This window comes from Deltaproteobacteria bacterium (assembly GCA_022340465.1).
In the GTDB taxonomy this organism is placed as follows: domain Bacteria; phylum Desulfobacterota; class Desulfobacteria; order Desulfobacterales; family B30-G6; genus JAJDNW01.
Genome location: JAJDNW010000093.1, coordinates 1 through 23048 on the forward strand (window position 1 = coordinate 1; position 23048 = coordinate 23048).

General features: G+C 56.8%; 18 protein-coding genes and 1 tRNA gene. 15 read left to right on the forward strand and 4 right to left on the reverse strand.

Annotated features, from left to right (window positions below; all coding sequences use genetic code 11):
- Positions 1 to 158: 158 nt before the first annotated feature.
- Positions 159 to 234, reverse strand: a tRNA-Ala gene (locus LJE94_13935).
- Between the two features lie 276 nt (positions 235 to 510).
- Between LJE94_13935 and LJE94_13940 the strand changes: the two genes are divergently transcribed.
- The 3 genes from LJE94_13940 to amrA all read left to right on the forward strand — a co-directional run bounded on the left by LJE94_13940 (position 511) and on the right by amrA (position 3359).
- Positions 511 to 2397: a SurA N-terminal domain-containing protein gene (locus LJE94_13940; GenBank protein MCG6911208.1), complete on the forward strand. Its 1887-nt coding sequence runs from the start codon at positions 511 to 513 to the stop codon at positions 2395 to 2397.
- A 116-nt stretch (positions 2398 to 2513) separates the two neighbouring features.
- Positions 2514 to 2747, forward strand: coding sequence for a hypothetical protein (locus LJE94_13945; protein MCG6911209.1), 234 nt, complete (start codon positions 2514 to 2516; stop codon positions 2745 to 2747).
- 48 nt (positions 2748 to 2795) lie between these two features.
- On the forward strand, positions 2796 to 3359 hold the full coding sequence (amrA, locus tag LJE94_13950) for an AmmeMemoRadiSam system protein A (GenBank protein ID MCG6911210.1): 564 nt from the start codon (positions 2796 to 2798) through the stop codon (positions 3357 to 3359).
- Positions 3360 to 3423: 64 nt separating this feature from the next.
- On the opposite strand, the gene LJE94_13955 is transcribed toward amrA, so the two are convergent.
- On the reverse strand, positions 3424 to 5346 hold the full coding sequence (locus LJE94_13955) for an ATP-dependent helicase (protein ID MCG6911211.1): 1923 nt from the start codon (positions 5344 to 5346) through the stop codon (positions 3424 to 3426).
- A gap of 364 nt (positions 5347 to 5710) precedes the next feature.
- Here LJE94_13955 and LJE94_13960 point away from each other — a divergent pair, with 364 nt between their 5' ends.
- The 11 genes from LJE94_13960 to LJE94_14010 all read left to right on the forward strand — a co-directional run bounded on the left by LJE94_13960 (position 5711) and on the right by LJE94_14010 (position 21073).
- Positions 5711 to 8620 (forward strand): insulinase family protein, encoded by a 2910-nt coding sequence (locus LJE94_13960; GenBank protein MCG6911212.1) that lies wholly within the window; start codon positions 5711 to 5713, stop codon positions 8618 to 8620.
- A 209-nt stretch (positions 8621 to 8829) separates the two neighbouring features.
- Positions 8830 to 9492 carry a cytochrome c family protein gene (locus tag LJE94_13965; GenBank protein ID MCG6911213.1) on the forward strand — a complete coding sequence of 221 codons (663 nt, stop codon included), beginning with the start codon at positions 8830 to 8832 and terminating at the stop codon, positions 9490 to 9492.
- A gap of 68 nt (positions 9493 to 9560) precedes the next feature.
- Positions 9561 to 11786 (forward strand): molybdopterin-dependent oxidoreductase, encoded by a 2226-nt coding sequence (locus tag LJE94_13970; protein ID MCG6911214.1) that lies wholly within the window; start codon positions 9561 to 9563, stop codon positions 11784 to 11786.
- Positions 11787 to 11805: 19 nt separating this feature from the next.
- On the forward strand, positions 11806 to 12624 hold the full coding sequence (locus LJE94_13975; GenBank protein ID MCG6911215.1) for a 4Fe-4S dicluster domain-containing protein: 819 nt from the start codon (positions 11806 to 11808) through the stop codon (positions 12622 to 12624).
- Positions 12625 to 12700: 76 nt separating this feature from the next.
- A complete protein-coding gene (gene nrfD, locus LJE94_13980) occupies positions 12701 to 14032 on the forward strand; it encodes a polysulfide reductase NrfD (GenBank protein MCG6911216.1) in 1332 nt (443 codons plus the stop codon).
- Positions 14033 to 14041: 9 nt separating this feature from the next.
- A complete protein-coding gene (locus tag LJE94_13985; GenBank protein ID MCG6911217.1) occupies positions 14042 to 14197 on the forward strand; it encodes a hypothetical protein in 156 nt (51 codons plus the stop codon).
- A 93-nt stretch (positions 14198 to 14290) separates the two neighbouring features.
- Positions 14291 to 15544, forward strand: a complete 1254-nt coding sequence (gene murA, locus LJE94_13990; GenBank protein MCG6911218.1) for a UDP-N-acetylglucosamine 1-carboxyvinyltransferase — start codon at positions 14291 to 14293, stop codon at positions 15542 to 15544.
- A gap of 28 nt (positions 15545 to 15572) precedes the next feature.
- Positions 15573 to 18032 (forward strand): DNA internalization-related competence protein ComEC/Rec2, encoded by a 2460-nt coding sequence (locus LJE94_13995; GenBank protein ID MCG6911219.1) that lies wholly within the window; start codon positions 15573 to 15575, stop codon positions 18030 to 18032.
- A gap of 106 nt (positions 18033 to 18138) precedes the next feature.
- Positions 18139 to 19572, forward strand: coding sequence for an acetate--CoA ligase family protein (locus tag LJE94_14000; protein MCG6911220.1), 1434 nt, complete (start codon positions 18139 to 18141; stop codon positions 19570 to 19572).
- A complete protein-coding gene (locus tag LJE94_14005) occupies positions 19569 to 20471 on the forward strand; it encodes a P-loop NTPase (GenBank protein MCG6911221.1) in 903 nt (300 codons plus the stop codon). Before LJE94_14000 ends, LJE94_14005 begins: the two co-directional genes overlap by 4 nt.
- Positions 20468 to 21073, forward strand: a complete 606-nt coding sequence (locus tag LJE94_14010) for a helix-turn-helix domain-containing protein (GenBank protein ID MCG6911222.1) — start codon at positions 20468 to 20470, stop codon at positions 21071 to 21073. Before LJE94_14005 ends, LJE94_14010 begins: the two co-directional genes overlap by 4 nt.
- Positions 21074 to 21307: 234 nt before the next feature.
- Here the strand turns inward: LJE94_14010 and LJE94_14015 are convergent, their stop codons facing one another.
- Together LJE94_14015 and LJE94_14020 are read right to left on the reverse strand one after the other, a co-directional pair.
- Complete coding sequence (locus LJE94_14015) at positions 21308 to 21613, reverse strand: hypothetical protein (protein ID MCG6911223.1); 306 nt, start codon at positions 21611 to 21613, stop codon at positions 21308 to 21310.
- A 343-nt stretch (positions 21614 to 21956) separates the two neighbouring features.
- The gene (locus tag LJE94_14020) at positions 21957 to 22397 is read right to left on the reverse strand and encodes an Hsp20/alpha crystallin family protein (GenBank protein MCG6911224.1); all 441 of its coding nucleotides are present in this window, start codon (positions 22395 to 22397) and stop codon (positions 21957 to 21959) included.
- A gap of 409 nt (positions 22398 to 22806) precedes the next feature.
- Between LJE94_14020 and LJE94_14025 the strand changes: the two genes are divergently transcribed.
- Positions 22807 to 23048: fumarate hydratase (locus LJE94_14025; protein MCG6911225.1), on the forward strand; the 242-nt coding region annotated here is incomplete at its 3' end.

Genomic DNA, 23048 nt, shown 5'->3' on the forward strand with positions numbered 1-23048 from the left:
ATGTCGGCGCAGGAATGTGCCGATCTCGTGCGGAAACTAGTGGGATAGAAAAAAAGGCGGGGCCGCTTTGGCAAGCGGACCCGTCCTGAAGAAGGATGCAACCTAGTGTCAAATAAAAAAGGGGGTTTCAAAGAAGCCCCCAATTTATTTGGCACTGTTGGTGGAGCTGAGGGGGATCGAACCCCTGACCTCATGACTGCCAGTCATGCGCTCTCCCAGCTGAGCTACAGCCCCGTGAAGAATCCGTAAAGTAGCAAAAAGAATTTTAGCTGTCAATCCCTATTTAACAATGACACCGCTTTGCGGCTTGCCGCAGAGATTTCATTGAGATGTTGACAAAAACCAAACGAAAAAATAAATTCAACTGTTTAAATGGAAGGGGAAAGGTGGCTTTCAGAACGGTTCCGGTGCGGCGGCGCATGCGGAAAAAGCAAAAAAAACCGTGCGGGCTGCGCGCCTTTATATTTTAACTATCTGAATAAATTTAATTTTTAATTGAGGTGAACGTTAATGCTGGGTTTGATGCGCAAACATGCAACGAGCTGGTTGATCAAAATTGTGTTGGGGGCGATCGTCATCGTTTTTGTGTTTTGGGGGGTGGGCAGCTTCCGTAGCCGCAAGGCCAGCCTCATCGCGAGTGTGAACGGCGAGGCTATCGGTGCCGAAGCGTACAACCAGGCTTACAACGCGATGATGGAGCAGATGCGACAGCGATTCGGCAACAATTTGAACGAAGATATGGTGAAAATGCTGCATCTGGACAAGCAGGCCCTGGACCAGTTGATCGACCAGAAACTGATGGTGCAGGAAGCCGACAAACTGAAACTGAGGGTCACCGACGAAGAAACCGTGGATTCCATTACGAGCATGCGCGCGTTTCAGACCGATGGCCGGTTCGACCCACGCCTGTACCAGCGGGTCTTGGATTATAATCGACTGACGCCCGAAGGGTTCGAAAAAATGCAGCGCAACAGTCTTCTGACAAGCAAGCTGCGGGCGTATATCAGCAGCAATGTTCAGGTTTCCGATGGGGAGGCCCTGACCTATTATCAGTGGCAGAAGGCCGCCGTCGACATTGAATATGTCCTGTTCGCCCCCGATACCTATGCGGGTGTGGAGACATCGCCGGAAGAGATTGAAGCCTATTTCGACAAGCACAAAAGCACCTATAAAACCGACCCCATGATCGATGTCCAGTACCTCCGCTTCGATCCGGATCAGTACAAAGATTCCGTGACGGTGACGGACGAGGAGATCGGGGAGTATTACAACGCCAATCGCTCCGAGTTCGAAACGCCCAAAACCGTCGAGGCGCGCCATATTCTCATCAAGGTGGCCGCCGATGCTCCCGAGGAAGCGGTCGAGAAGGCCCGCACCCGGGCCGTCGAAATCCTGGACATGGTCAAAGCCGGCAAGGATTTTGCCGAGCTTGCCGCTCAGTATTCGGAAGGGCCCTCCAAAAACAACGGGGGCTATCTGGGGACCTTCAAAAAAGAGGACATGGTGGCGCCTTTTGCGGAAAAAGCGTTTTCCATGCAAGCGGGCGAGGTGAGTGAACCGGTCAGAACGCGTTTCGGGTGGCACCTGATCAAGGTAGAAAAGGTAAATGAAGCATCCACACAATCCCTTCAGGAAGCCAAAGGCCGTATTCGCGACAAACTTTTGGGTGAAAAGGCCAAGGCCCTGGCCTACGATGCGGCGGAGTCCTTTTACGACCAGACGCTGGAAGGGGACAACCTTGCCGAAACCACCCGGGAAACGGGGCTGAAGGTCATAAAGACCGGCCGCTTCAGCCGGAAAGGCGACGGCCTGGAGGGCGTGGCGGATCGCACCAAATTCATCAATGCCGCCTTTGGGCTGGAACCCGATCAGATTAGCGAAATTCAGGATTTCTCGGACGGCTACTACATCCTGCAGGTTACGGAAACCGTTCCGGGCAAGATCCCCGAACTCGAAGCGGTGAAAGCCCAGGTCGCCGCCGACCTGAAGAAGGAGAAGCAGGGAGCCATGGCGGAAGCGGATGCCGAAAAATTGCTGGCGGCCCTCAAAAACGAACCGGGTGGGGACACGGCCGCCCAGGCGGCTTTCAAATCGACCGGTTTTTTCGAGCGCGACGCGTCCATTCCGGGAATGGGGTATGAGAACGACATTTCGAACGCTGCCTTCATGCTTACCCAGAACAACCCGCTGCCGGAAAAGGTTTTCAAGGGCGCCAAGGGCTTTTATGTCATCCGCCTCAAAAATAGGAAGTTGCCTGATGCCGCCGGATTTGATAAAGAAAAAGACGATATCAAGACGTCTCTCCTGAGAAGAAAGCAATCACGGGTTTTCAATGAGTGGCTTGCGTATGTAAAGGAAAACAGTGAAATTTCCATTAAGGAAGGTGTTATCGAATAGACGCGGCAGGGCCGGGAGTAATGCACAAGGCTTCGATAAACCATCCATGCATCAAGATCGACGATGCTACAACGATGAGGGCAAATTATCTTTAAGCATTGAGATGAGGCGGACATATGAAATTTTTGGATGATTTCCGGGTCAAAAAAGTAGCTCCGGTCAGCAAAAAGTGCCCCCATTGCTACACCCATATTCCGCTGAAGGCCAAAATATGCCCTTCCTGCAAGAACAAGGTCGGTCTGATCGACAAACACGGGATGGCCACACGCAGAATCGACTGGATGAGCTACATCATTTGTTTTTTGGCCTGGTTGACGCTGGGAGTGTACATCTGGATGGCTTTTCTATAACCTGAGTTGAGCGTTTCGAATGTAAACAATGGTGAGAAACCGAATTCCATGGCGGAGTTGACATCATCCGATCGCGAATATCTTCTGAGGATGGCCCGCAACGAGATTGCCGCTGCGTTGGGGAGCGGAGATGCCCTGCCAAGACCCGCTTCGCTTTCCCCGGCGGTATTTGAAAAACGCGGCTGTTTTGTGACCCTGCACCAGCACGGGGAGCTGCGGGGCTGTATCGGCATCATAGAACCCGACCACCCGCTGATTGACAATGTTTCCGACAATGCCGCCAGCGCCGCTTTCAGGGATCCCAGGTTTTCACCGCTCACCATTGAAGAACTGGCCGCCACTGACATCGAAATCAGTGTTCTCTCCCAACCCGTGGCACTGGCATTCAAGGACGGCGAAGACCTGAAAAGGCAGCTCGAGCCCGGTGTGCACGGTGTCATTCTTTCCCGGGGATGGCACCGATCGACCTTCCTCCCGCAGGTTTGGGAGCAGTTGCCCGACAAAGAGATGTTCCTGAGGCATTTGTGCGAGAAGGGGGGCATGCGGGGGGACTGCTGGAAAAGCACCGAAACCAGCGTGGAGGTATATACCGCAGAATACTTCTCCGAGTAATCAATCTGCCGGCGGGCGACGTCTGACGGCAGATTGATTACGTGACGGCCTGCGGCATAATTTATTAGAAGATGTACTGAGTATCTAATGCCTCCTCAGTAATTTGTTCTAAAAATCGCGATGGCCGGTTAAGAAGCATGCCCGTGGCCCGGTCGTACGCCTGTCCCGGGCAGGTGAAGAAAAGGTGCTCTTCGGCCCGGGTGGCCGCCACGTACATCAGCCGCAGCTCCTCTTCGACGACATCCTCCTTGTGCAGCGACCGCAGGGCGGGGAACCTACCGTCCATGGCCCAGATGATGAACACCGTATGCCATTCCAATCCTTTGGCGGAGTGAATCGTCGAAAGCGTCAGGCGGCTTTCATCCTTGGAATGATCGGTGGCAAAGGTACCCTCCATGCTTGTGCTGGGAGGTTCGATGGCCATGTCGGCCAGGAACGTCTCCAGGTCGACGTAACGCTCCATGATGGACAAAAGCTGCTCCAGGTCTTTTTCACGCCTGGGGTGATCGTCGAAACGCTTTCTTAAAATGGGGAGATAGTAGTTTACGACGCTTTCACCCAGCGCGGCAATGGGCATCGATTCCGGCTTCAGGGCCGCAAAAAGGGATTTCAACCCTTCGACCGAATTCGCCAGGGCGGGTTTCAATTTGAGGTGTTCCAGGCCTCTGTGCCCACGGCCTGTCGCCCGAAGGTCCCTGAAAAGCCGGGCCGCGCCCTTGGGTCCGACTTTCTCCAGCAGCAGCAGGATGCGTTGCCAGCTGACATTGTCCTCGGGATTGTGAATAACCTTGAGGTGGGCCAGCACATCCTTGATGTGGGCCGAATCCATGAATTTAAAACCGCCGACCTTGACAAAGGGGATGCCTTCCCGGCCCAACTCGATTTCGAGGTCGAACGAGTGAAATCCCGCCCTGAAAAGGACGGCTATTTGGTTGAGGCGCACGCCTTCGAGGGAAAGCCCCCTGATTTTGTCGATGATGAAGCGCGACTGACAGTTTTCATCGGAGGTAATCACCAGACACGGAAGGCGCTCGCTTTTTTTCCTGGAAAAAAGGGTCTTGGTGTACTTCAGAGCCGCCTGGTCGATGATCTGGTTGGTCAAATGCAGGATGGGCTGCACGCTTCTGTAGTTTTCCTCGAGACGGATGATGGTGGTTCCGGGGAAGCGATCCGGAAAGGAAAGAATGTTCCTGACTTCGGCTCCCCTGAAAGCATAGATGCTCTGGGAGTCGTCACCGACCACCATGATGTTGCCGCTGCCGCCTGTCAGGAGATAGACAATGTCCGCCTGAATCTGATTGGTATCCTGGTATTCGTCCACCATTACGAATTGAAAAGCCGATGAAATCTGTTGCCGGATGTCCGGAAAATCATTCAGCAATTTGCGAAAATTTATCAGAAGATCGTCGTAGTCCATCAGGTTATGGCGGTTCTTATGGGTGTCGTAGGCGGCGTAGAGCTGCGTCAGCGCTTCCATGTGGATCGAAAAATGGGGGGCGTCGTCGTAGATGACGTCCTCTAATGACGCCACTTTGTTGACGCTCCGGCTGAACAGGCTGGCCAGGGTGTTTTTTTTGGGAAAGGAGCGGTCCTTTTCCCCCAGTCCCATCTCCTTCCTGAGCATGACGATCAGGTTTTCCATGTCGGCGCGGTCGATGATGGTAAAGTGCCGCTCATAGCCCAAATGGGCCGCATACCGGCGCAGCATGGTGTTGGCAAAGGAATGAAACGTGCCTCCGGCGACATTTTCGCAACGGTCGTCCAGCAGCATGGCCGCCCGCTGCAGCATTTCCTGGGAGGCCTTGCGGGTGAAGGTCAGCAGCAGTATGGCTCGCGGCGGCACGCCTTCTTCCACGAGTCGCGCCACCCGGTAGGTCAGCGTTCTGGTTTTGCCGCTGCCGGCTCCGGCGATAACCAGCAGAGGGCCCTGGTCGAATTTGACGGCTTCGTATTGCGAAGCGTTCAGGTGGTTTTTGTAATCGATCATTCTTAAAATTTGAAACGCCCAACTTGGGTTTTTTGTTACGGTTCCGTCATGCGGCGGTCGCGTTATTGGCGATCGGCAGGGGGTGACCGCTCAGCTAAGGACAACGTTGGGGCGTGTTATAGACGCCGGACGCAAAGGATGTCAACGTCGGTGTTTGAAAAATCGGCGATCGGATATATATTGAGTGTTGGCACCTTTTTGAACCGAGATAGCGAGCGCATTCCCTGCAGCTTGCTGCAGGGTAAGCGAGCGAATCATAATTGATAGAATTCCTTACGGTGAAGATTCCCCTTACGCTTGCTGCGGGGAGTGTTCAATCCGATGTCCGGTTGCCGAGATTCTTTATGTAAAGGAGGTCGTTCAAATGATTGGATCCAGATCGACATACACCCGGGGGATAGACCACATCCTGAGAGCTGCCGTTATCGCCGGCTTCATGCTTCTGCTGCTCGGTAGCTGCGTCCGCCACCCCGGCAGTGTCGCAAAAACCACCGAAACCGGTAGATCCGCCGCGCCTGCCTGGCCTCACGAAAAGAGCGACCTGGCTCCCGATCCCGACCTTTATTTCGGAAAATTGGACAACGGGTTCCGTTTCGTCTTGATGCACAACCACAATCCCGCGGGAAGGGTGAGCATGCATTTGGACGTTCAGGTGGGATCCATGCAGGAAACCGACGACCAGCAGGGGGTGGCCCATTTTCTCGAGCACATGGTCTTCAACGGATCCGAACACTTTAAACCCGGTGAACTGGTAAAATATTTTCAAAGCATCGGGATGGCGTTCGGCGCGGACGCCAATGCCCACACGGGTTATCTGGAAACTGTCTACGACATTTTCCTGCCTTCCGGAGACAGGGAAAGTCTGGAAAAGGGACTGCTCGTCATGCACGATTATGCGGGGGGGGCCCTGCTGCTCCAGTCCGAGGTGGATCGGGAGCGCAACGTCATTCTGTCTGAAAAAAGAAGCCGTGATTCGGCCGGGTACCGTACGTTTATCGAATCCCTCAAATTCGAACTTCCCGAGGCCCGGGTCTCCCACCGGCCGCCTATCGGAACGGAAGCCGTTCTGAACGGGGCGGACAGTAACCTTTTGCGGGGGTACTACGATGCCTGGTACCGGCCGGAAAAAATGATCCTGGTGGCGGTGGGTGATTTTGACGTCGACTTGGCGGCCTCGCTGGTGGAGCAGCGGTTCAACGGCCTCGAGGCCAGGGGAGCGGCCGGGGAACCGGTGGATTTCGGGCGCGTCGATCACGAGGGCGTGGAGACATTCAACCATTATGAAAAAGAGGCCGGCAGCACGACCGTCACCATCGAGGTCTTGACCGGAAAGGATCCGGTTCCGGACAGCAAGGCGCTGCAGAAGGAGCAACTGCTGAGCAACATGGCCGACCGGATCGTTCAGAACCGGCTGGATGCAGAGATGGGTCGTCCCGGGGTGCCGGGGACCGATGCCGTCGTCGGATCGGGCCTGTTTTTGAATCATGTTCAGTACGCCATGCTGTCGGCGGAGGGTGAGCCGGAAGCGTGGGAAAAGCTGCTCGCCTACCTGGATCAGACCCTCCGCAAAGCCCTGGAATTCGGGTTTACCGACGCGGAACTGGCACGGGTGAAAAAGGAGTTGTTAGCCGAGCTTTCCGTGGCCGTCCAGAAAAAGGACACGCGCGAGAGCAAGGTGCTGGCAAGGCAGCTGATTCGCACCCTGAATGCCGACCGGGTGCCGCGGTCGCCGGATCAGGATCAGGCGCTGCTGGGGGCCTACATCCAAACCGTGAAGCTGCCGGATGTCAACGCAGCCTTCAGAAAGGGGTGGTCGCCCGACCAGCGGTTGGTTATGGTGACGGGCAACGCCGACCTCGCGGGCGGGCAGGAAGCCCCCCGGCAACTGATCGCAGCGGCTTACAATCGCAGCCAACAGGTGGCGGTGAGCCCGCCGGCGGACAGGGGGGCGGTGACCTTTCCCTATCTGTCGCCCCCTGTGAAAGAGGGGGGCATAAAAAGCCGCACCAGCATCGAGGATCTGGGGATTGTGCAAGTGGAATTTGCAAACGGCTTTCGGCTCAATCTGAAAAAGACCGACTTTAAGGACAATGAAATTTTGGCGAATCTGTCCTTCGGCAAAGGCCGGTCGGAGGAGCCTGAGGCGTTGCCCGGACTGGCGGAATTGAGCACGGAGGTCATTGCCGAAAGCGGGTTCGGGCATCTGGACAAGGCCGACCTGGATGCGGCCCTGGCCGGAAAGAATACATCCATGGTTTTCAATTTCGATGCATCCCGGTTCATGCTGCAGTGCCACACCGTACCGGATGAGTTGGAGCTGATGTTCGCACTCATGTATGCCCAGCTGCAGGACCCGGGTTTCAGGAAAGACGCTTTCGCCCTTGCCGACAAACGCTTCGAGCAGAGGTACAAGGAGTTGGCCCACACCGTGGACGGGGCCATGACCCTCCAAGGGTGGCGGTTTCTCGCCGGGGGGGACGGCCGTTTCGGCCTGCCGCCCTATGAGGACTTCAGCCGGCTGACCCTGGACCAGGTGCACGCCTGGGTGGGGAAGGCGTTGAAGGAGGAACCCCTCGAGCTTTCCGTAGTGGGCGATTTCGAGACAGACCGGGTCATCGATCTTGCCGGACGTTATTTCGGCACCCTCGACCCGCGTCTTGGTGCAACGAATACCGGCATGGCGGAAGGACCCGTGTTTCCTGCGGGCAAGGAACTCAGGATAGAGCTGCAGACCGAGAATCCCAACGCCCTCGTATTGGTGGCCTATCCCACGGATGACATGTGGAACATTTCCCGGACCAGACGGCTGGCCGTGCTGGCAGACCTTTTTTCGGAGAGGTTGCGAACCAATATCCGCGAGAAGCTCGGGGAGTCCTACTCGCCGTATGCTTACAACAGGGGCAGCCGGGCATACAAGGGGTACGGCTACCTGGCCGCCGTGGTTGAAACCGATCCTAAAAAGGTGGACCGTGTCGTGGACGAAATCAGGAAAATTGCCTCGGGCATTGCCGAACAGGGGGTCTCGGAAGACGAGCTCCACAGGGCGCTGGAACCGACCCTCAACCGCATTCGGGATATGCGCAATAGAAACGGCTACTGGTTGAGTACCGTGTTGACGGGGGCGTCGAAACATCCCCTTCAGCTGGCCTGGAGCCGCACCATCGAGGAGGACTATGCCTCCATCAATCTGATGGAGGAGGCGGCCCTGGCAAAGCGTTACCTGATAGATTCAAAAGCCACTGTAATCGTGGTAACTCCCGCCATGAAGAACTGATTTTCCCTTGACAAGAAAGGGAACTACATGTACAAATTCGCAGGTAATTTTCGCCTGTTATCGTATTTTTACCAGCAAAACCTCTGTGTTGCAACCTTGAGGAAAAGACAGCCGGGCGGTTATTTCCAACCATGCCGGGTTGTTCGGTTTTTTTGGACCTGTTTGTTTTTTTCGCCAGGTAAAACGAACCATAGCTTGACGGAGTTTTCATGAGCACACTAGAAGATCAGAAACATGCGGTTTCCGATAAGGAGACCGAAAGTCCCGCCGCTCCCATTATCCTCTTCTTCATCATCGGTTTCGCCGCCAGCCTCATCATCGGATGGGGCATCTTTCCAAAGCTGCTGTACTCTCAAAAACGTCAGCCCGTCGATTTCAATCATGCCCTGCATGTGGAAGAGGTCGGTGGGGAGTGTGAAAGCTGCCACTATTTCAGGGAAGATGGGCGTTTTTCGGGCATCCCGAACCTAGCGACCTGTATGGAGTGCCACGAAGATGTCATCGGTGCCAGCGCTGAAGAGGAAAAATTTGTCACCGAGTACGTAATCCCGGAACGCGAAGTGCCCTGGCTTGTCTATGCACGGCAGCCGGACTGCGTTTATTTTTCCCATGCACCCCACGTGATTGCCGGCAAAATGACGTGTGTCGAGTGCCACGGACATATCGGCGAGTCGGTACAATCGCGGATTTATGAGGAAAACCGCATCACCGGCTACAGCCGGGATATTTGGGGCAGGAACATTGCCGGCCTGGCCCAAAACCCCTGGGAGCGTATGAAGATGGACGACTGCTCCAAGTGTCATGTCAGGGAGAATGTAAACCAGGGCAGTGTGCAGACCCAAAAGGGCGGCTGCTTCGTGTGCCATAAATAAGGTGTTACGAGAACCACCCGCGGTCCATATAAGCAAACAAATTCCTTTTTCAGGTTAGGGGAAACTATATGAAGATTGACAGACGAAGTTTTTTGGCGTTTGCGATCGGCGGTGCGGCCGGTACGGCACTCACACCGCTGCCGTGGAAATTGACGGACGACAGTTCCATCTGGTCACAGAACTGGCCCTGGACACCGGTTCCGGCAAAGGGCGAAAACAGTTACGCGCGCACTTCCTGTACGCTGTGCCCGGGCGGGTGCGGGCTGATGGTCCGCATGGTGGGCGACCGGGCCGTGAAAATCGAGGGGCTGGAGGGGCACCCTGTCAACGAAGGGGGTGCCTGTGCGCTGGGGCTGTCCGGCCTGCAGCTTCTTTACGGTGCAACCCGGGTAAGGGCCCCCATGAAACGCGTGGGCAAACGGGGCGAGGGGCGCTGGGAAAAAATTTCATGGGACGAGGCCCTTGCCGGCCTGGCCCAAAAGCTGGCGAAGTTGCGGAACGACGGTCAGTCTCATACGGTGGCCGGCATCGTCGACGGCAGATACGGAACGGTTTCCACGCTTTTCAAACGTTTCATGACCGTATACGGCTCCCCCAACATGATGACGACACCGTCGGCAGGCGACACGCGGGCGATGGTGCTGCAGGTGATGCACGGTGTGGAGGCGGAAGCCGGTTTCGACCTCGAAAACGCCGACTACATTTTGAGTTTCGGCAGCGGCCTCATTGAAGGGTGGGGGTCTCCCGTGCGCATGTTCAGGGCCAACAGCGCCTGGCGGGAAAGCGGGGCCAAGGTCGTCCAGATCGAATCACGCCTTTCCAACACGGCGGCAAAATCCGACCGTTGGATTCCGATAAATCCGGGCACCGAAGCGGCGCTGGCTTTGGGTATTGCCCATATCATGATAAAAGAATCGCTTTTCGACAGCGATTTTGTCGAAAATTATACCGAAGGGTTCGTCGGCTGGAAGGAAGTGGTGCTCGACGAGTATTCCCCTGAGAAGGTGGCGTCCATTACCGGCGTCGACAAGATGACGATCGTCCGGGTGGCCAGGGAGTTTGCCACCGCCGGCAAACCGTTGGCGCTCTGCGGGCGCGGCAGGGGGGACACGCCGGGCAGCCTGTCGGAAGCCATGGCCGTTCACACCATCAATGCGCTTTCGGGCAACATCAACAAGGAGGGTGGGGTCGTTGCCGTGCCTCCGCCGGCGTACGCCCAATGGCCCGACATGGAGATGGACGGCACCGCTCAAAACGGTATGGTGAAAAACAGGGTCGACGGGGCGGGAAGCGACAAGTTTCCCATGGCGGCCTCGCTGCTCAACCGGTTTGCCGCAGGGGTTGCGGCGGCCGAAGCGTATCCGGTGAATGTCCTGCTGGTTTCGGGGGCAAATCCGGTTTATACGACACCGGATGCCGACGGTTTCAAAAAGGCGGTGGACAACATCCCGTTTGTGGTAAGTTTTTCTTCCTACATGGACGAAACCGCCATGCAGGCCGATCTTGTCCTGCCCAACCACGTCTATCTGGAGCGCTATGAGGACGTACCCATAACCGCCGGCCTGCAGCGTCCCATGGTCGGCCTGGCCCAGCCGGTCGTACAACCGCTGCATGACACCCGGCACGTCGGTGATGTCATTATCCAACTGGCCCGGTCCCTGGGCGGCGGCATCGGCGATGCCTTCCCATGGGACGACTACGAGACCTGCCTCCAGGAAGTCCTGGGGGCCAAGTGGGATGCGCTGAGCGAAGAAGGCCTGTGGCAGGACGAGTCTTTCGAACCGCCGGGGTGGGGCGAGTCCTTCAAGACGGCTTCGGGGAAGTTCGAATTCATGAACCCGGAGATGGGCCTGATGCCCAGCTACGTTCCTTTGGGCCTCGAGGGGAATGCATCGACCTTTCCGTTGGTGTTGATGCCTTTCGACAGCATGCGGTTGGCCGCCGGATTCATCAGCGACCCTCCCTTTGCCATCAAGGTCGTTGAAGACACCCTTCTCAAAGGCAAAGATACGTGCGTGGAAATCAATCCGGAAACCGCCAGGTCACTGGGCCTGGCTGACGGAAAGCCCGCCGTGTTGAGCACCCCCAAGGGGAAAGCCCGGGTAAGGGTCCACACCTTCCAGGGCATCATGCCCGGGGTGGTGGCCATACCCAGGGGATTGGGGCACACGGCGAATGATAAGTACATGGCCGGCAAAGGCACAAACAGCAACGCGCTTATCGGTCCGGTGGAGGACCCGGCATCCGGCATGGATAAAGCTTGGGGAATCAGGGCAAAGCTCGCAAAGGCTTAAATAATACGATGAGGTTCGAATGAAAGAAGCACATGGGCAAAAGAAAAACAAAAAATTCGGCATGGTGATCGACCTGGACAAGTGTACCGGCTGCGGTACCTGCATGGTTGCCTGCATGGCGGAAAACAACGTCTCCTTTCGGGAGGATGAATCCGACAAGCTGCTTGGCTCTGCGTGGATGCGCGTTTATAAGATAACCAACGGAAAGCCGTTCCCCGAAACCGATGTGTGCTATATTCCCAGGCCCTGCATGCACTGCGAGGGCCACCACGGGCACTCTCCCTGCGTGTCGGTCTGTCCGGCCACGGCCACGGATTATGACATGCATACCGGCGTCGTGAGCCAGATTTATACGCGCTGTTTCGGCTGCCGGTACTGCATGGCCGCCTGCCCCTATCATGCCCGTGTTTTCAACTGGTGGGACCCGGTCTGGCCGGCTGAAATGGAAAAAATGCTCAACCCGGATGTTTCCGTGCGTATGCGGGGGGTGGTGGAAAAATGCAGCTTTTGCTATCACCGCTACCAGCACGCCATGGAAAAGGCCTATTATGAAGAGCGCAGTGACATAGAGGAGGATGAATATCAGACATCCTGCACCCAGGCATGCCCTGCGGGCGCCATTACCTTCGGTGACCTGAACAACCCTGAGCACGCCGTTCACCAGTTGGTCAAACCGGACAACCGTCATGGCGGCCGCCCCAGGAATCCGCATGCCTTCAGGCTGCTGGAGCGCCTGGGAACCAATCCGAAGGTGTACTACCTATCCAGCCGCGAATGGGTGCGCAGGGCCGGTGACAATTATGTCAAGAATGAAAAGGCGGGGTCGGGGGGGCACTAACTCCGTTCGATCGTCAACCGGTTCTCCGGGCAAAACGATACAAGGGCGAACAACAATATTGAGGAGCAATTAACGTATGGATTCTGCATTAATACCCAAGGGAGTTAAACGCTGCCCGTTGCCGCAGTTCGGAGCTGCGATCGTTGTCGTCGGCGCAGTGCTGCTGTGGGGCGTGTTTGCCATGCTGCTGGTTTGGTTCAAGGGACTCAACCAGACCAACATGAACAACGCCTATGGCTTTGCCCTGTGGATCTGGGCGGATTTAGGGGTTATCGCCCTCGGCGGCGGTGCGTTTTTCACCGGTTTCCTGAGATATGTCGTGGGCAAGGATGAACTGAAGAACATCATCAACTTTGCGGTCCTGATCGGGTTCATCTGCTACAGTTCGGCCCTGCTCATTCTGGCCATCGACATCGGTCAGCCCCTCAGGGGCTGGTTCATCTTCTGGCATGCCAACGTGCACTCCATGCTTACCGAGGTGGCGTTTTGCCTGTCTTGCTACTTCGGCGTCCTCTGCATCGAATACCTGCCGCTGATTTTGGAAAACCGTCAGGTCGACAGGGTTCCCTTTTTCCACAACCTGAGCCACAACATGCACGAAATCATGGCCGTGTTCGCCGCCACAGGCGCTTTTCTCTCCTTTTTTCACCAGGGCTCGCTGGGCGGCGTGGCCGGCGTCATGTTCGGCCGCCCCTTCGGGTTCAGGCAGCACATCCTCATCTGGCCTTTTTCCTTTTTCCTTTTTACCTGGTCGGCGGCGGCATGCGGACCGTGTTTCACCATTTTTATCACCAAGCTGACGGAAAAGATCGCCGGCAAAAGGCTGGTCAAGGACAATGTGATCGAGCTGCTGGCGAAAATTTCAGGATGGATGCTGTTCACCTATATCATTGCCAAAATCATCGACACCATCTACTGGGCCAATGTCACCGCACCCTCCATGGGGTTTACGCTGATGGATTTCTACTCCAACAACGCCGGTTCCGCTTACGGCATATGGATTCTGATTGCCGAGGTGGGCGTCTGCGGACTGCTCCCGGCCATTATTCTCATAACGGAAAAAGGCCGTAAGACCCCTGCGATGCTGTGGACGGCCGTTATTCTGGCCTGCATCGGCGTTTTGCTGAACCGCTGGGTCATGGTCCTGCAGGTCCTGGCGGTTCCCGTGCTTTCCTTCGAAAAGTGGAACATGTACTTTCCCAGCTGGCAGGAGATTGCAACGACGATCCTGCCCGTGGCCTACGGCGTGATTCTGGTGATGATATCATACCGTTATATGCCGATTTTTCCCCAGGAGGCCGAGCTCAACCCCATTGAAGAGACCGGGCCGGCGGCGCAGGAAGGGGAGACGGATGAAGAAGAAGCAGTGACAGCTCAGGAAGCCGAACTGGCTCCTGCCAAGGCATAGGAGGATAACATGTTTCCTTTCAGTTTCGAATGGATTTGGGACACGGTGCACCTGGTTTTCCACGGGGGCCTGTGGTATGCGCTGTCGATCATCGGCATGGGCATGACCTTTTGCATCATCAAGGCGGTGGTCGACACTTACCAGGGGAAGGGCGGCCATCACTGATTCATTGTCGACAACGGGTTTAAAAAAGCGTCTGCCCTGCGAGGTGCCTGCAGGGAGGCGCTTTTTTAATTTAAAATCGGAGAGTTTGGATTTATGGACAAAATAGTCGTCACAGGCGGGAGGCGGCTTGAGGGCGAGGTACGGGCGAGCGGGGCCAAAAACGCCGCGTTGCCCATTCTGGTGTCATCGCTGTTGACCGACGGGTGGAACACCTACAAAAACGTGCCCCGCTTGATGGATATCGAGAGTACCAAGCTTTTGCTTTCCAACCACGGCGCCGAAATAGAAACCGACGGCGACGTGGTGCGCATAAACGCGGCGGGGTTCAACAATCATGAAGCGCCGTATGACCTGGTGCGCAAGATGCGCGCATCCATTCTGGTGCTGGGTCCTCTTCTGGCCCGGCTGAAAAAGGCCCGGGTCTCTCTCCCCGGCGGTTGCGCCATTGGCGCCAGGCCCATCAACCTGCACCTCAAGGGGCTCTCCCGCCTGGGTGCGACCATCGAACTGAAGCACGGATATGTGGAGGCGACCGCACCGCAATTGACAGGCAATGAGATCTATCTCGACGTAGCCACGGTGACCGGAACGGAGAACCTGATGATGGCGGCGGTGCTTGCGGAAGGGACTACCGTGCTCCGCAACGCGGCCCGAGAGCCCGAAGTGGCGGCCCTGGCGGATGTGCTCAACCAGATGGGTGCCGACATTTCCGGGGCGGGCTCGTCAATCATGGTGATCAAGGGCGTCGCCGAGCTCAAGCCGGTATCGGTTCGCATTCTTCCGGACCGGATTGAAACCGGCACCCTGATGGTCGCGGCGGCCCTGACCCGTGGCGATGTGGTTATCAAGGCGTGCCAGCCCGACCACCTCGAGGCGGTTATTCATAAGTTGCGGCTGACCGGGGCGGAGGTGACGGTGGAAGGTTCGCGCATCAGAGTCGTCGGTCCGGAGCGGATTGCGAGCGTGGATGTCAAAACCCTCGCGTATCCGGGGTTCCCGACCGATATGCAGGCACAGTTCATGGTGCTCATGTCCATGGCTAAAGGGCTCAGCATCATTTCGGAAACCATTTTTGAAAACCGGTTCATTCACGTCAGCGAACTGAAACGCATGGGCGCCGACATCAACATCTCCGGGAATACCGCTTTGATAAAGGGGGTTCCCCGTCTGGGCGGCGCCCCGGTCATGGCGACGGATCTTCGGGCCAGCGCGTCCCTGGTTCTGGCCGGTCTGGTTGCCGAGGGAACGACCGACGTTCGCAGGGTGTATCATCTTGACCGCGGTTATGAATTTCTTGAAAAGAAACTTGCCCTTCTGGGTGCCGAGATTCACCGGGAAAAGGAGTGATATAGCACCATACCGTCCATGCATACCCTTGACCGCAGCCTTTTTGCCGGGTGTGCTGCTCGGTTCGACCTTTCCCGGACATTTGCCGGAAGCCGGCCTGCTGGTTGCCGCCGGCTTCGTCATGATCGCCCGCATCATGAAAAAGGGGCAATCCAGCGCCTTTTTTCCCATCATTCTTTTTTTCCTGCTTGGATATCTGTCGATTCAACCGTGGGTTTCCCCCCGGATTTCCGCCCGGCACATCAGCCGGTTTGCCGACGGAAAACTGTACGAGTTGACGGGCATTGTGGACGAGCTCCCCAGAGTTTCAGGGCGCAGGACCCGGCTGATCCTCGAGGCCGAGACCATTGGGAGGGGGGAAGCCGTGCAGGCCGTGAGAGGCCGCATACGCATATCGGCGGCCAGGATGGACGCGTTGCCGCAAAAGGGCGATGAGGTCATCCTGGAGACGAAGATAAGGCCTACCCACAATTTCAACAATCCCGGCGGATTCGATTATGAACGGTTCATGGCGTTCAAGGGGATCCGGGTTACCGGATACGCCCGGCGGGGTGAAATCCGCGTCCCCGCAGGGGGTCTTGAACGGGACGGGATTCATCCGCTGCGGCGCCTGCGCAGCCGCGTTGCCGGCGTGATCGCATCGCTGCCCCTCGAAGGGGGCGAAAGGGCAATGCAGGTGAAAGCGCTGCTCAACGCGCTGCTGATCGGCGACCGCAACGGGCTGACGCCGGCCTTGAGGGATCTTTTCAGCCGTTCGGGGACCAGCCATCTGCTGGCTATCTCCGGCTTGCATATCGGCATTGTCGCCGGCGCCGCTTTTCTGGTGTTCAAGTGGATTCTCTCTTTCTGCAGACCGCTTTTGCGGATTGGACGGGTAAAAACCGCGGCCGCCATCCTGGCCTTTCTGCCGGCCCTGGGCTATGGGCTGGTGGCGGGGATGTCTCCCTCGACGCAGCGCGCGGTCGTCATGGTGGCCGTTTTCCTGTTGACCTTCATCGCCGACCGGGATCAGGACCTTTTCAATACCCTGGCGGTGGCCGCCCTGGTCATCATCGCCATCCACCCGCCGACGCTTTTTTCCGTCTCCTTTCAGCTTTCCTTTGCCGCGGTTCTGGCAATTGTTTACGGATTTGCCAGACTGATGCCGGCGGGGGGGCATCAAGACGGTTTCCTGCCGCGCCTGTTCAGGCGCATCGTCACGCTGTTCATGGTGTCGCTGTTCGCTACCGCCGGTACGCTGCCCCTGGTAATGCGGACGTTCAACCAGGTCTCCCTGGTGGGCCCCCTGGTCAATGTCCTCGCCGTGCCCCTGATCGGGTTTATCGTGGTTCCCGTGGGACTGCTGGCGGTTCTGACGGCCACGGTTTTTCCCCCGGCGGCCGTGTGGGGCCTGACGGCCTGCGCCCACGTGTTGGCGGCGGCCGTGCAGATCATCGAATATTCAGCCGCACTGCCCTTTGCCGCGGTAAAGACCGTCACCCCCAGCGTTCTGGAGATCGTCTGCTATTATGTGCTGTTGTGGGGTGTGGTGGCCCTGGCTTCCGGGAAAGACAAGCCTTTCAAGAGCGCGCCTGAGTGGCGGCGGGTGCAGGCCGCGGTGCTGGCGGCCTGCATTCTGATTAGCGCCGATGTGGCCTACTGGGTGCATGAGCGCTACCTGAGTCGGGACCTGAGGGTGACGATTCTCGACGTCGGTCAGGGGAGCGCCGCCCTTCTCGAGCTCCCCAGGGGGTACAACATCCTGGTCGACGGCGGCGGATTTTCCGACAACACGGTATTCGACGTGGGCGCCAGAATCGTTGCCCCCTACCTCTGGCGGCGTAAAATCAGGACCATCGACGCCGTCGTCCTGTCGCATCCCAACTCCGACCACCTGAATGGGTTGACCTATATCGTGGAACATTTTAAAGTGAAAAAGGCGTGGACCAACAACGAACCGGTTGGGAGCAAGGGATATCGCCTGTTCACGAATGCCCTCGATCGACGGCAGGTTAACCACCCGCGGTATGATCCTTCGGCATTAAGCCGCACCATCAACGGCGTCAGTCTGGAGTTCCTCTACCCTGAAAGGGATTTTATGCTGCACCGGGCTGCGGAACCGTGGCGCAACGTCAACAACAACTCCCTGGTCGTGAGGGCGACCTACGGTAAACACGCCTTTCTTTTTCCCGGTGACATAGAGGTCGAGGGCGAGAATAAACTGTTGGAGCTCGGTTCGGGGACACTGCAAAGTACGGTTCTCCTGGCACCGCACCATGGCAGCCGTTCATCCAGTTCGGGCGCGTTCGTCAGGCAGGTCGATCCCGCGATTGTGGTGATATCCGCCGGGTGGCATAACCGTTTCAAATTTCCGCACGCGGGCGTGTTGCGGCGATATCGCCGCCAGGGAAGCCAGATCTACCGCACCGATCTGGGCGGTGCCGTCCGTCTGAAAAGTGACGGAAACATGTTGGAGGTACGGCCGACGGTGGCGCGTGACGGTACGTGATCGACCCCCGCGCCGATAAGGCATTGAGCGCGCACATGGAAGCACGCAACATCCGTTGGTGCAAGCATCTTTCCACGCCGACAAATTTGTAGAAAGCGAAACAGCCATGACAAGCATTACAGACACGTCCCGTCAAATCGACGCCCTTTTCCATCCCCGATCCGTTGCCGTCGTGGGAGTCCCCAGGGGGCTCAAAACCGGCAGGCTGTTTTTAATGGCGCTGCAGGACCAGAAGTTTCCAGGCAGGATCTATCCGATCAACCCGCATGCGAAAGAGATCGACGGCCTGAGGACCTACCCCGACATCGCTTCCATTCGGGAGCCGGTGGACTTGGCCATTGTGCTTACGCCCAGCCGTCACACCCTCGAGGTGGTCAAGGATTGCGTAAAGAAGGGGGTGAAGGGCGCCGTGCTCTTTACGGCGGGCTACGGTGAAACCGGGCCTGAAGGGCTCCGGCTGCAGCATGAAATGGTCCGCATTGCCCGTTCCGGGGGCATGCGTTTGATAGGGCCCAACGGCATGGGGTTGTATGCGCCGGCTTCGGGGCTTTCCTTTTTTCCGGAACTGTCCCGGCAGGCGGGCAACGTCGGCCTTGTTTCCCACAGCGGGTCCCTGGCCAACATCCTGGGGCGCGTCGCTTCAGGAAAGGGGGTGTATTTCAGCAAGGTGGCCAGTATCGGCAACGAATGCGACCTGACGTGCCCTGATTTTATCGACTATCTGGCCCAGGACGCCTCCACCCGTGTGATCGGGGCTTATGTGGAGGGGATCAAGGATGGACCGGCGTTTTTGTCCGCGGCCCGCAATGCGTCGCTTGAAAAACCGGTGATCATCTGGAAAATGGGTCTCAACCGGGCGGGAGCGCAGGCCGCCGCATCCCACACCGGCGCCCTGGCGGGTTCCGCAAAGATCTGGTCCGCCGCGGCGAAACAGGCCGGGGTGGTGCGGGTGTCCGGATTCGAAGCCTGGGTCGATGCGTTGATGGGTTTTTCTCTGCTGCCGGGAAACATCGGCAGGCGGGTGGCCATCGTTTCCGGCCCCGGCGGTCTTGCGGTTTCCGCAACGGAAGCGTGCAGCGCGGCCGGTCTCCTTATGGCCGACCTGTCCGCCGAAACAAGAAGCAGGCTGGGGGCGTTCATACCGCCGACCGGGACGAGCACCGCCAACCCGGTGGATGTGGGCCTGACGGCGTCACTGGAAATCGACATCTATTTGGAAGCCGTCCGTGCGGTTGCCGCAGACCCCGGTGTGGATATGGTCGTGGTCATCGGCATCGGCTTGAGCGAGGAAACCAACAACCGGTACACCGACGGCATGGTGGAGGTTCAACAGGGGGCGGGAAAGCCTTTTGTCATGGTGGGCATACCCGGCTTCGGCGCGGACATGGCCGCTCGCTTCTGCAATGCAGGCATCCCGTTTTTCGATACGGCGGAAAGGGCCATGCAGACCTGCGCCCTGGTGTACGCGCACCAGAGCCGTCAACGCCGCATGCGGGCATGCGGGCATTCTGCCGGTACCCGCCGGGGGAACGCTTCATGACGGAAATCTGGGCCATCGGCGGGGGCAAGGGCGGCATCGGCAAGAGCTTTATCATCAGCTCCATGGGGAGTTATCTTGCCCGGCGGGGGCGCCGGGTGATTCTGGTGGATGCGGACCTGGGCGCCGCAAACCTGCACACCTTTCTGGGGATGAGCCGCCCCGAGAAATCCCTTACGGATTTTTTTGAAAACAGCCTGCCGCTGGCATCGCTGCTGGTGGACAGCGGCATCGACAACCTGACGCTTTTGGCCGGGGCCATTCACTCGATGGTCCCAGAAAATATCAAATACGCACAGAAACTGAAATTCTTCAGGCATATCAAGAAGCTGGAAGCAGACTTCATCCTCCTGGACCTGGGGGCGGGTGTGCATTTCAATACCATTGACACATTTTTACAGGCCGACAGGAAGATCGTGGTCATCGTTCCTGAAATTACGGCGATAGAAAACATGTACGGTTTTGTCAAAACGGTGTTTTTCAGGCAATTGATGAACACCTTCGGGGAAAACGGATACCGGGAGGTGTTCATGACCGCCTGGATGGAAAGGAAGGCCAATAACGTCGCCAACCTGAAACAGTTCGTGGAATATCTGGGGAGCCTTTCCGCGCCCATGGCGCAGATTATCGACGATGAACTCTGCGGCTTCAGGCTGTATATCGTTTTAAACCAGATCCGGCTCGAGAGGGAAAAGCGCATTGGGAATTCGGTTAAAAGCATCTGCCTAAAATACTTCGGGATGGATGCCCGCTACGTCGGTTTTGTCGAAATCGACGACTTCATCATCAGCAGCCTCAACAACCGCCAGCCCTTTATGGAGACCTATCCGGAATCCAAGTGTGCCCGGGAGGTCGGGGCCATAGCCCGCAACCTCCTGCGTGGCGAACAGGTGCGCATATGAGCAGGGCCGACGATGCGCATAAACGGTGCTGCGATGTTCTGGAGGTTTCGCCCACTGCCTCCCCGGGGGAAATCAAACGCTCCTACCTTTATCTGAAAGAGCTCTACACGTCGGACTCCATCGCGTCGATGGCGCTCGAGGATGAACTTTCAGATGCCGATAAACAGGTGATTCTTGCCAAGATCGAACAGGCTTACGCCACCTTGATGGAAGCGCTGGACAAGGAAAAGCGTCCGGACGACGCCAGTGGCAGCCACCACATCCGTGACGAGGCCGCGGCCGAATACGTTGAAGGCGTCGAAGCCTACGACGGGGCGACGTTGAAGCAGATACGCGAAAAAATGGGTATCGGGCTGGATGACATCGCCATGACGACCAGAATTCAGACCCGACATCTATCGTGCCTGGAGCATGAGGACTACGAACAGCTTCCGGCCGAGGTATACACGCGCGGCTTCGTGTTCGCCTATGCCGAGTTTCTCTCCCTGGACGGCGAGACGGTGGTGGCGGATTACATGCAACGTTACCGGAAGTGGAAGACGAAGCACGGCAGGACAAGCGCCGTGGCGCATCTTTTTTCCAAATTCAGGAACAAGCGCTAGGCCCGGCGTGCGAAAGGCCGCAGCGACAGCCTGCGGCAAGATATATCGGATTCATCCGGATTAACAGAGATGAGCTCGTAGCTGACGGGTCATAGCTCATGGCACGCTGTCGGCTGTGAGATATGCGCCTTTTCCCCTCGATCCCTCGGATCCTTTTCGGTAACCATTCAAAGGCGGTTTTCAGGCGGGGATGGATGCAAACGTACGCGTCTCCCGGAAGAGCCTTCCGATATGTCAGGCGACGTCGGGCGGATCCGTCGGGGAAGGGTCGTCATTTTCCGGCAGGCATTCTCTTTCCTTCAGGTCGTCTTTCAAGTAGTCGTACAAGGTTCCGGTGTAGGCGCATTGGATGACTTCCCTGATCTTTTCAAATAGGTATTCCCGGGTGGCGATTTCGCCGTCCAGCCTCAACCTGAAAGCGATCAGGCGTTGAAGGTTCCCGTCGTTGCGGTCCTTTTCGGGCACCATGCGCATGATACGCTGTAAGATGGACAGAAAAGGCCCTTCCTGTTCTTCGATATGAATAACGTCTGCCGGCATGGTGTCCCCTTCAGCACAGCGTTTCGAAAGCGATTGTCATAAATATGCTTCGATATTATGAGTCGTTGTATTCATTGCGTTTGTTGAGTTCGTTGTGTCCGTTGCGTTGCACCCGCTAACCCACGTAACCCAATAAACCCGGCTAACCCGTAGATCCAGGGATGGGTTTTGTGCCGCCTTGAAAATATCAGGGACGGGCATGGGCGCTATTTGGAATGTTTTTCCGGTATCCCCCTAACCATAAGGATGTTTTGTTCGGAAATCAACAGAGGCGGGCTTTTTCGGGGCGAGACGACGATTCCCCGCCGTTGCCGGCAGGGAATCGTCGGTGTCGGTTGGTTGTTTAATGAACGGTGATCTGTTTCGGCAAGGCTTCTTCCGGTTTGGGGATGCCCACCTTCAGGACGCCGTCCTTGTAGTCGGCCGTAATTTTTTCGGGATCCACATTTTCCGGAAGGTTGAAACGCCTCTCGAAACTGCCGAAAACGCGTTCCCGCCGGTAATAACTGTCTTCCTTGACCTCTTTGTCCGAGGCCCGTTCCCCTTTGAGGGTGAGAATGCCGTTCTTCACGTCCACGACGATATTGTCTTTTTCGACCCCGGGCAGTTCTGCCTTGACGACGATGGCGCCATCCTCTTCATATATGTCCACTTTGGGATTCCAGTTCCATTCCCTGGAAAGGCGCGTGCCCCTGGTCGGGTTGAAAAAGTCGTCAAACATATTGTCATAGCGGCCGTTCAGCCCCAGCATGTCTCTCATGGGATTCCATTTTACAAGTTGCATATCTCTACCTCCTGTTGCGTGTTGCATGATGGTTGTTGGCAATTTTGAATATTCCCGCTTTTACTCTCCTTGGCATCAAGTTAATTACCATGGTTCTCATGTCAAGATAAAAAAATTACTTTTCATAAAAAAAATTTTAAGTAATGCAAAAAGGCGGCAGGCGTCCGACCCGGCAGCAACCTTGACTTGAGCGCAAAAGCGGTATAGCCATAAATTATGTGACGTATCGACATCCTGGTTTTTTGGGCCAGGCCAGAGATATTTGGCTGCTCCGGTAACAGGGGTAATAAAATTCCAGGCACCAAATCCGACATCATAAACAAGGCAGCGCCGCGTTGATACGGCCCCGGGCTCTTCGCGGCCATCAACGACTGCAACAGGCTGAATTAATGTAAAAAGGAGTTTGTAAATGACCGAATTTCAATATCAGGAAATGTTTCCGCTGGGAGAGGATGAAACCGAGTACCGCCTGGTCAGTAAGGACCATGTAACGACGGCTTCGTTCGAAGACCGCGAGGTCATAATGGTGGCCCCTCGGGCTCTGACCCTGCTTGCAGAAGAGGCCTTCAGAGACGTTTCCCACCTGCTGCGGCCCGCCCATCTGAAAAAAGTTGCCGCCATTTTCGACGACCCGGAAGCCTCGGCCAACGA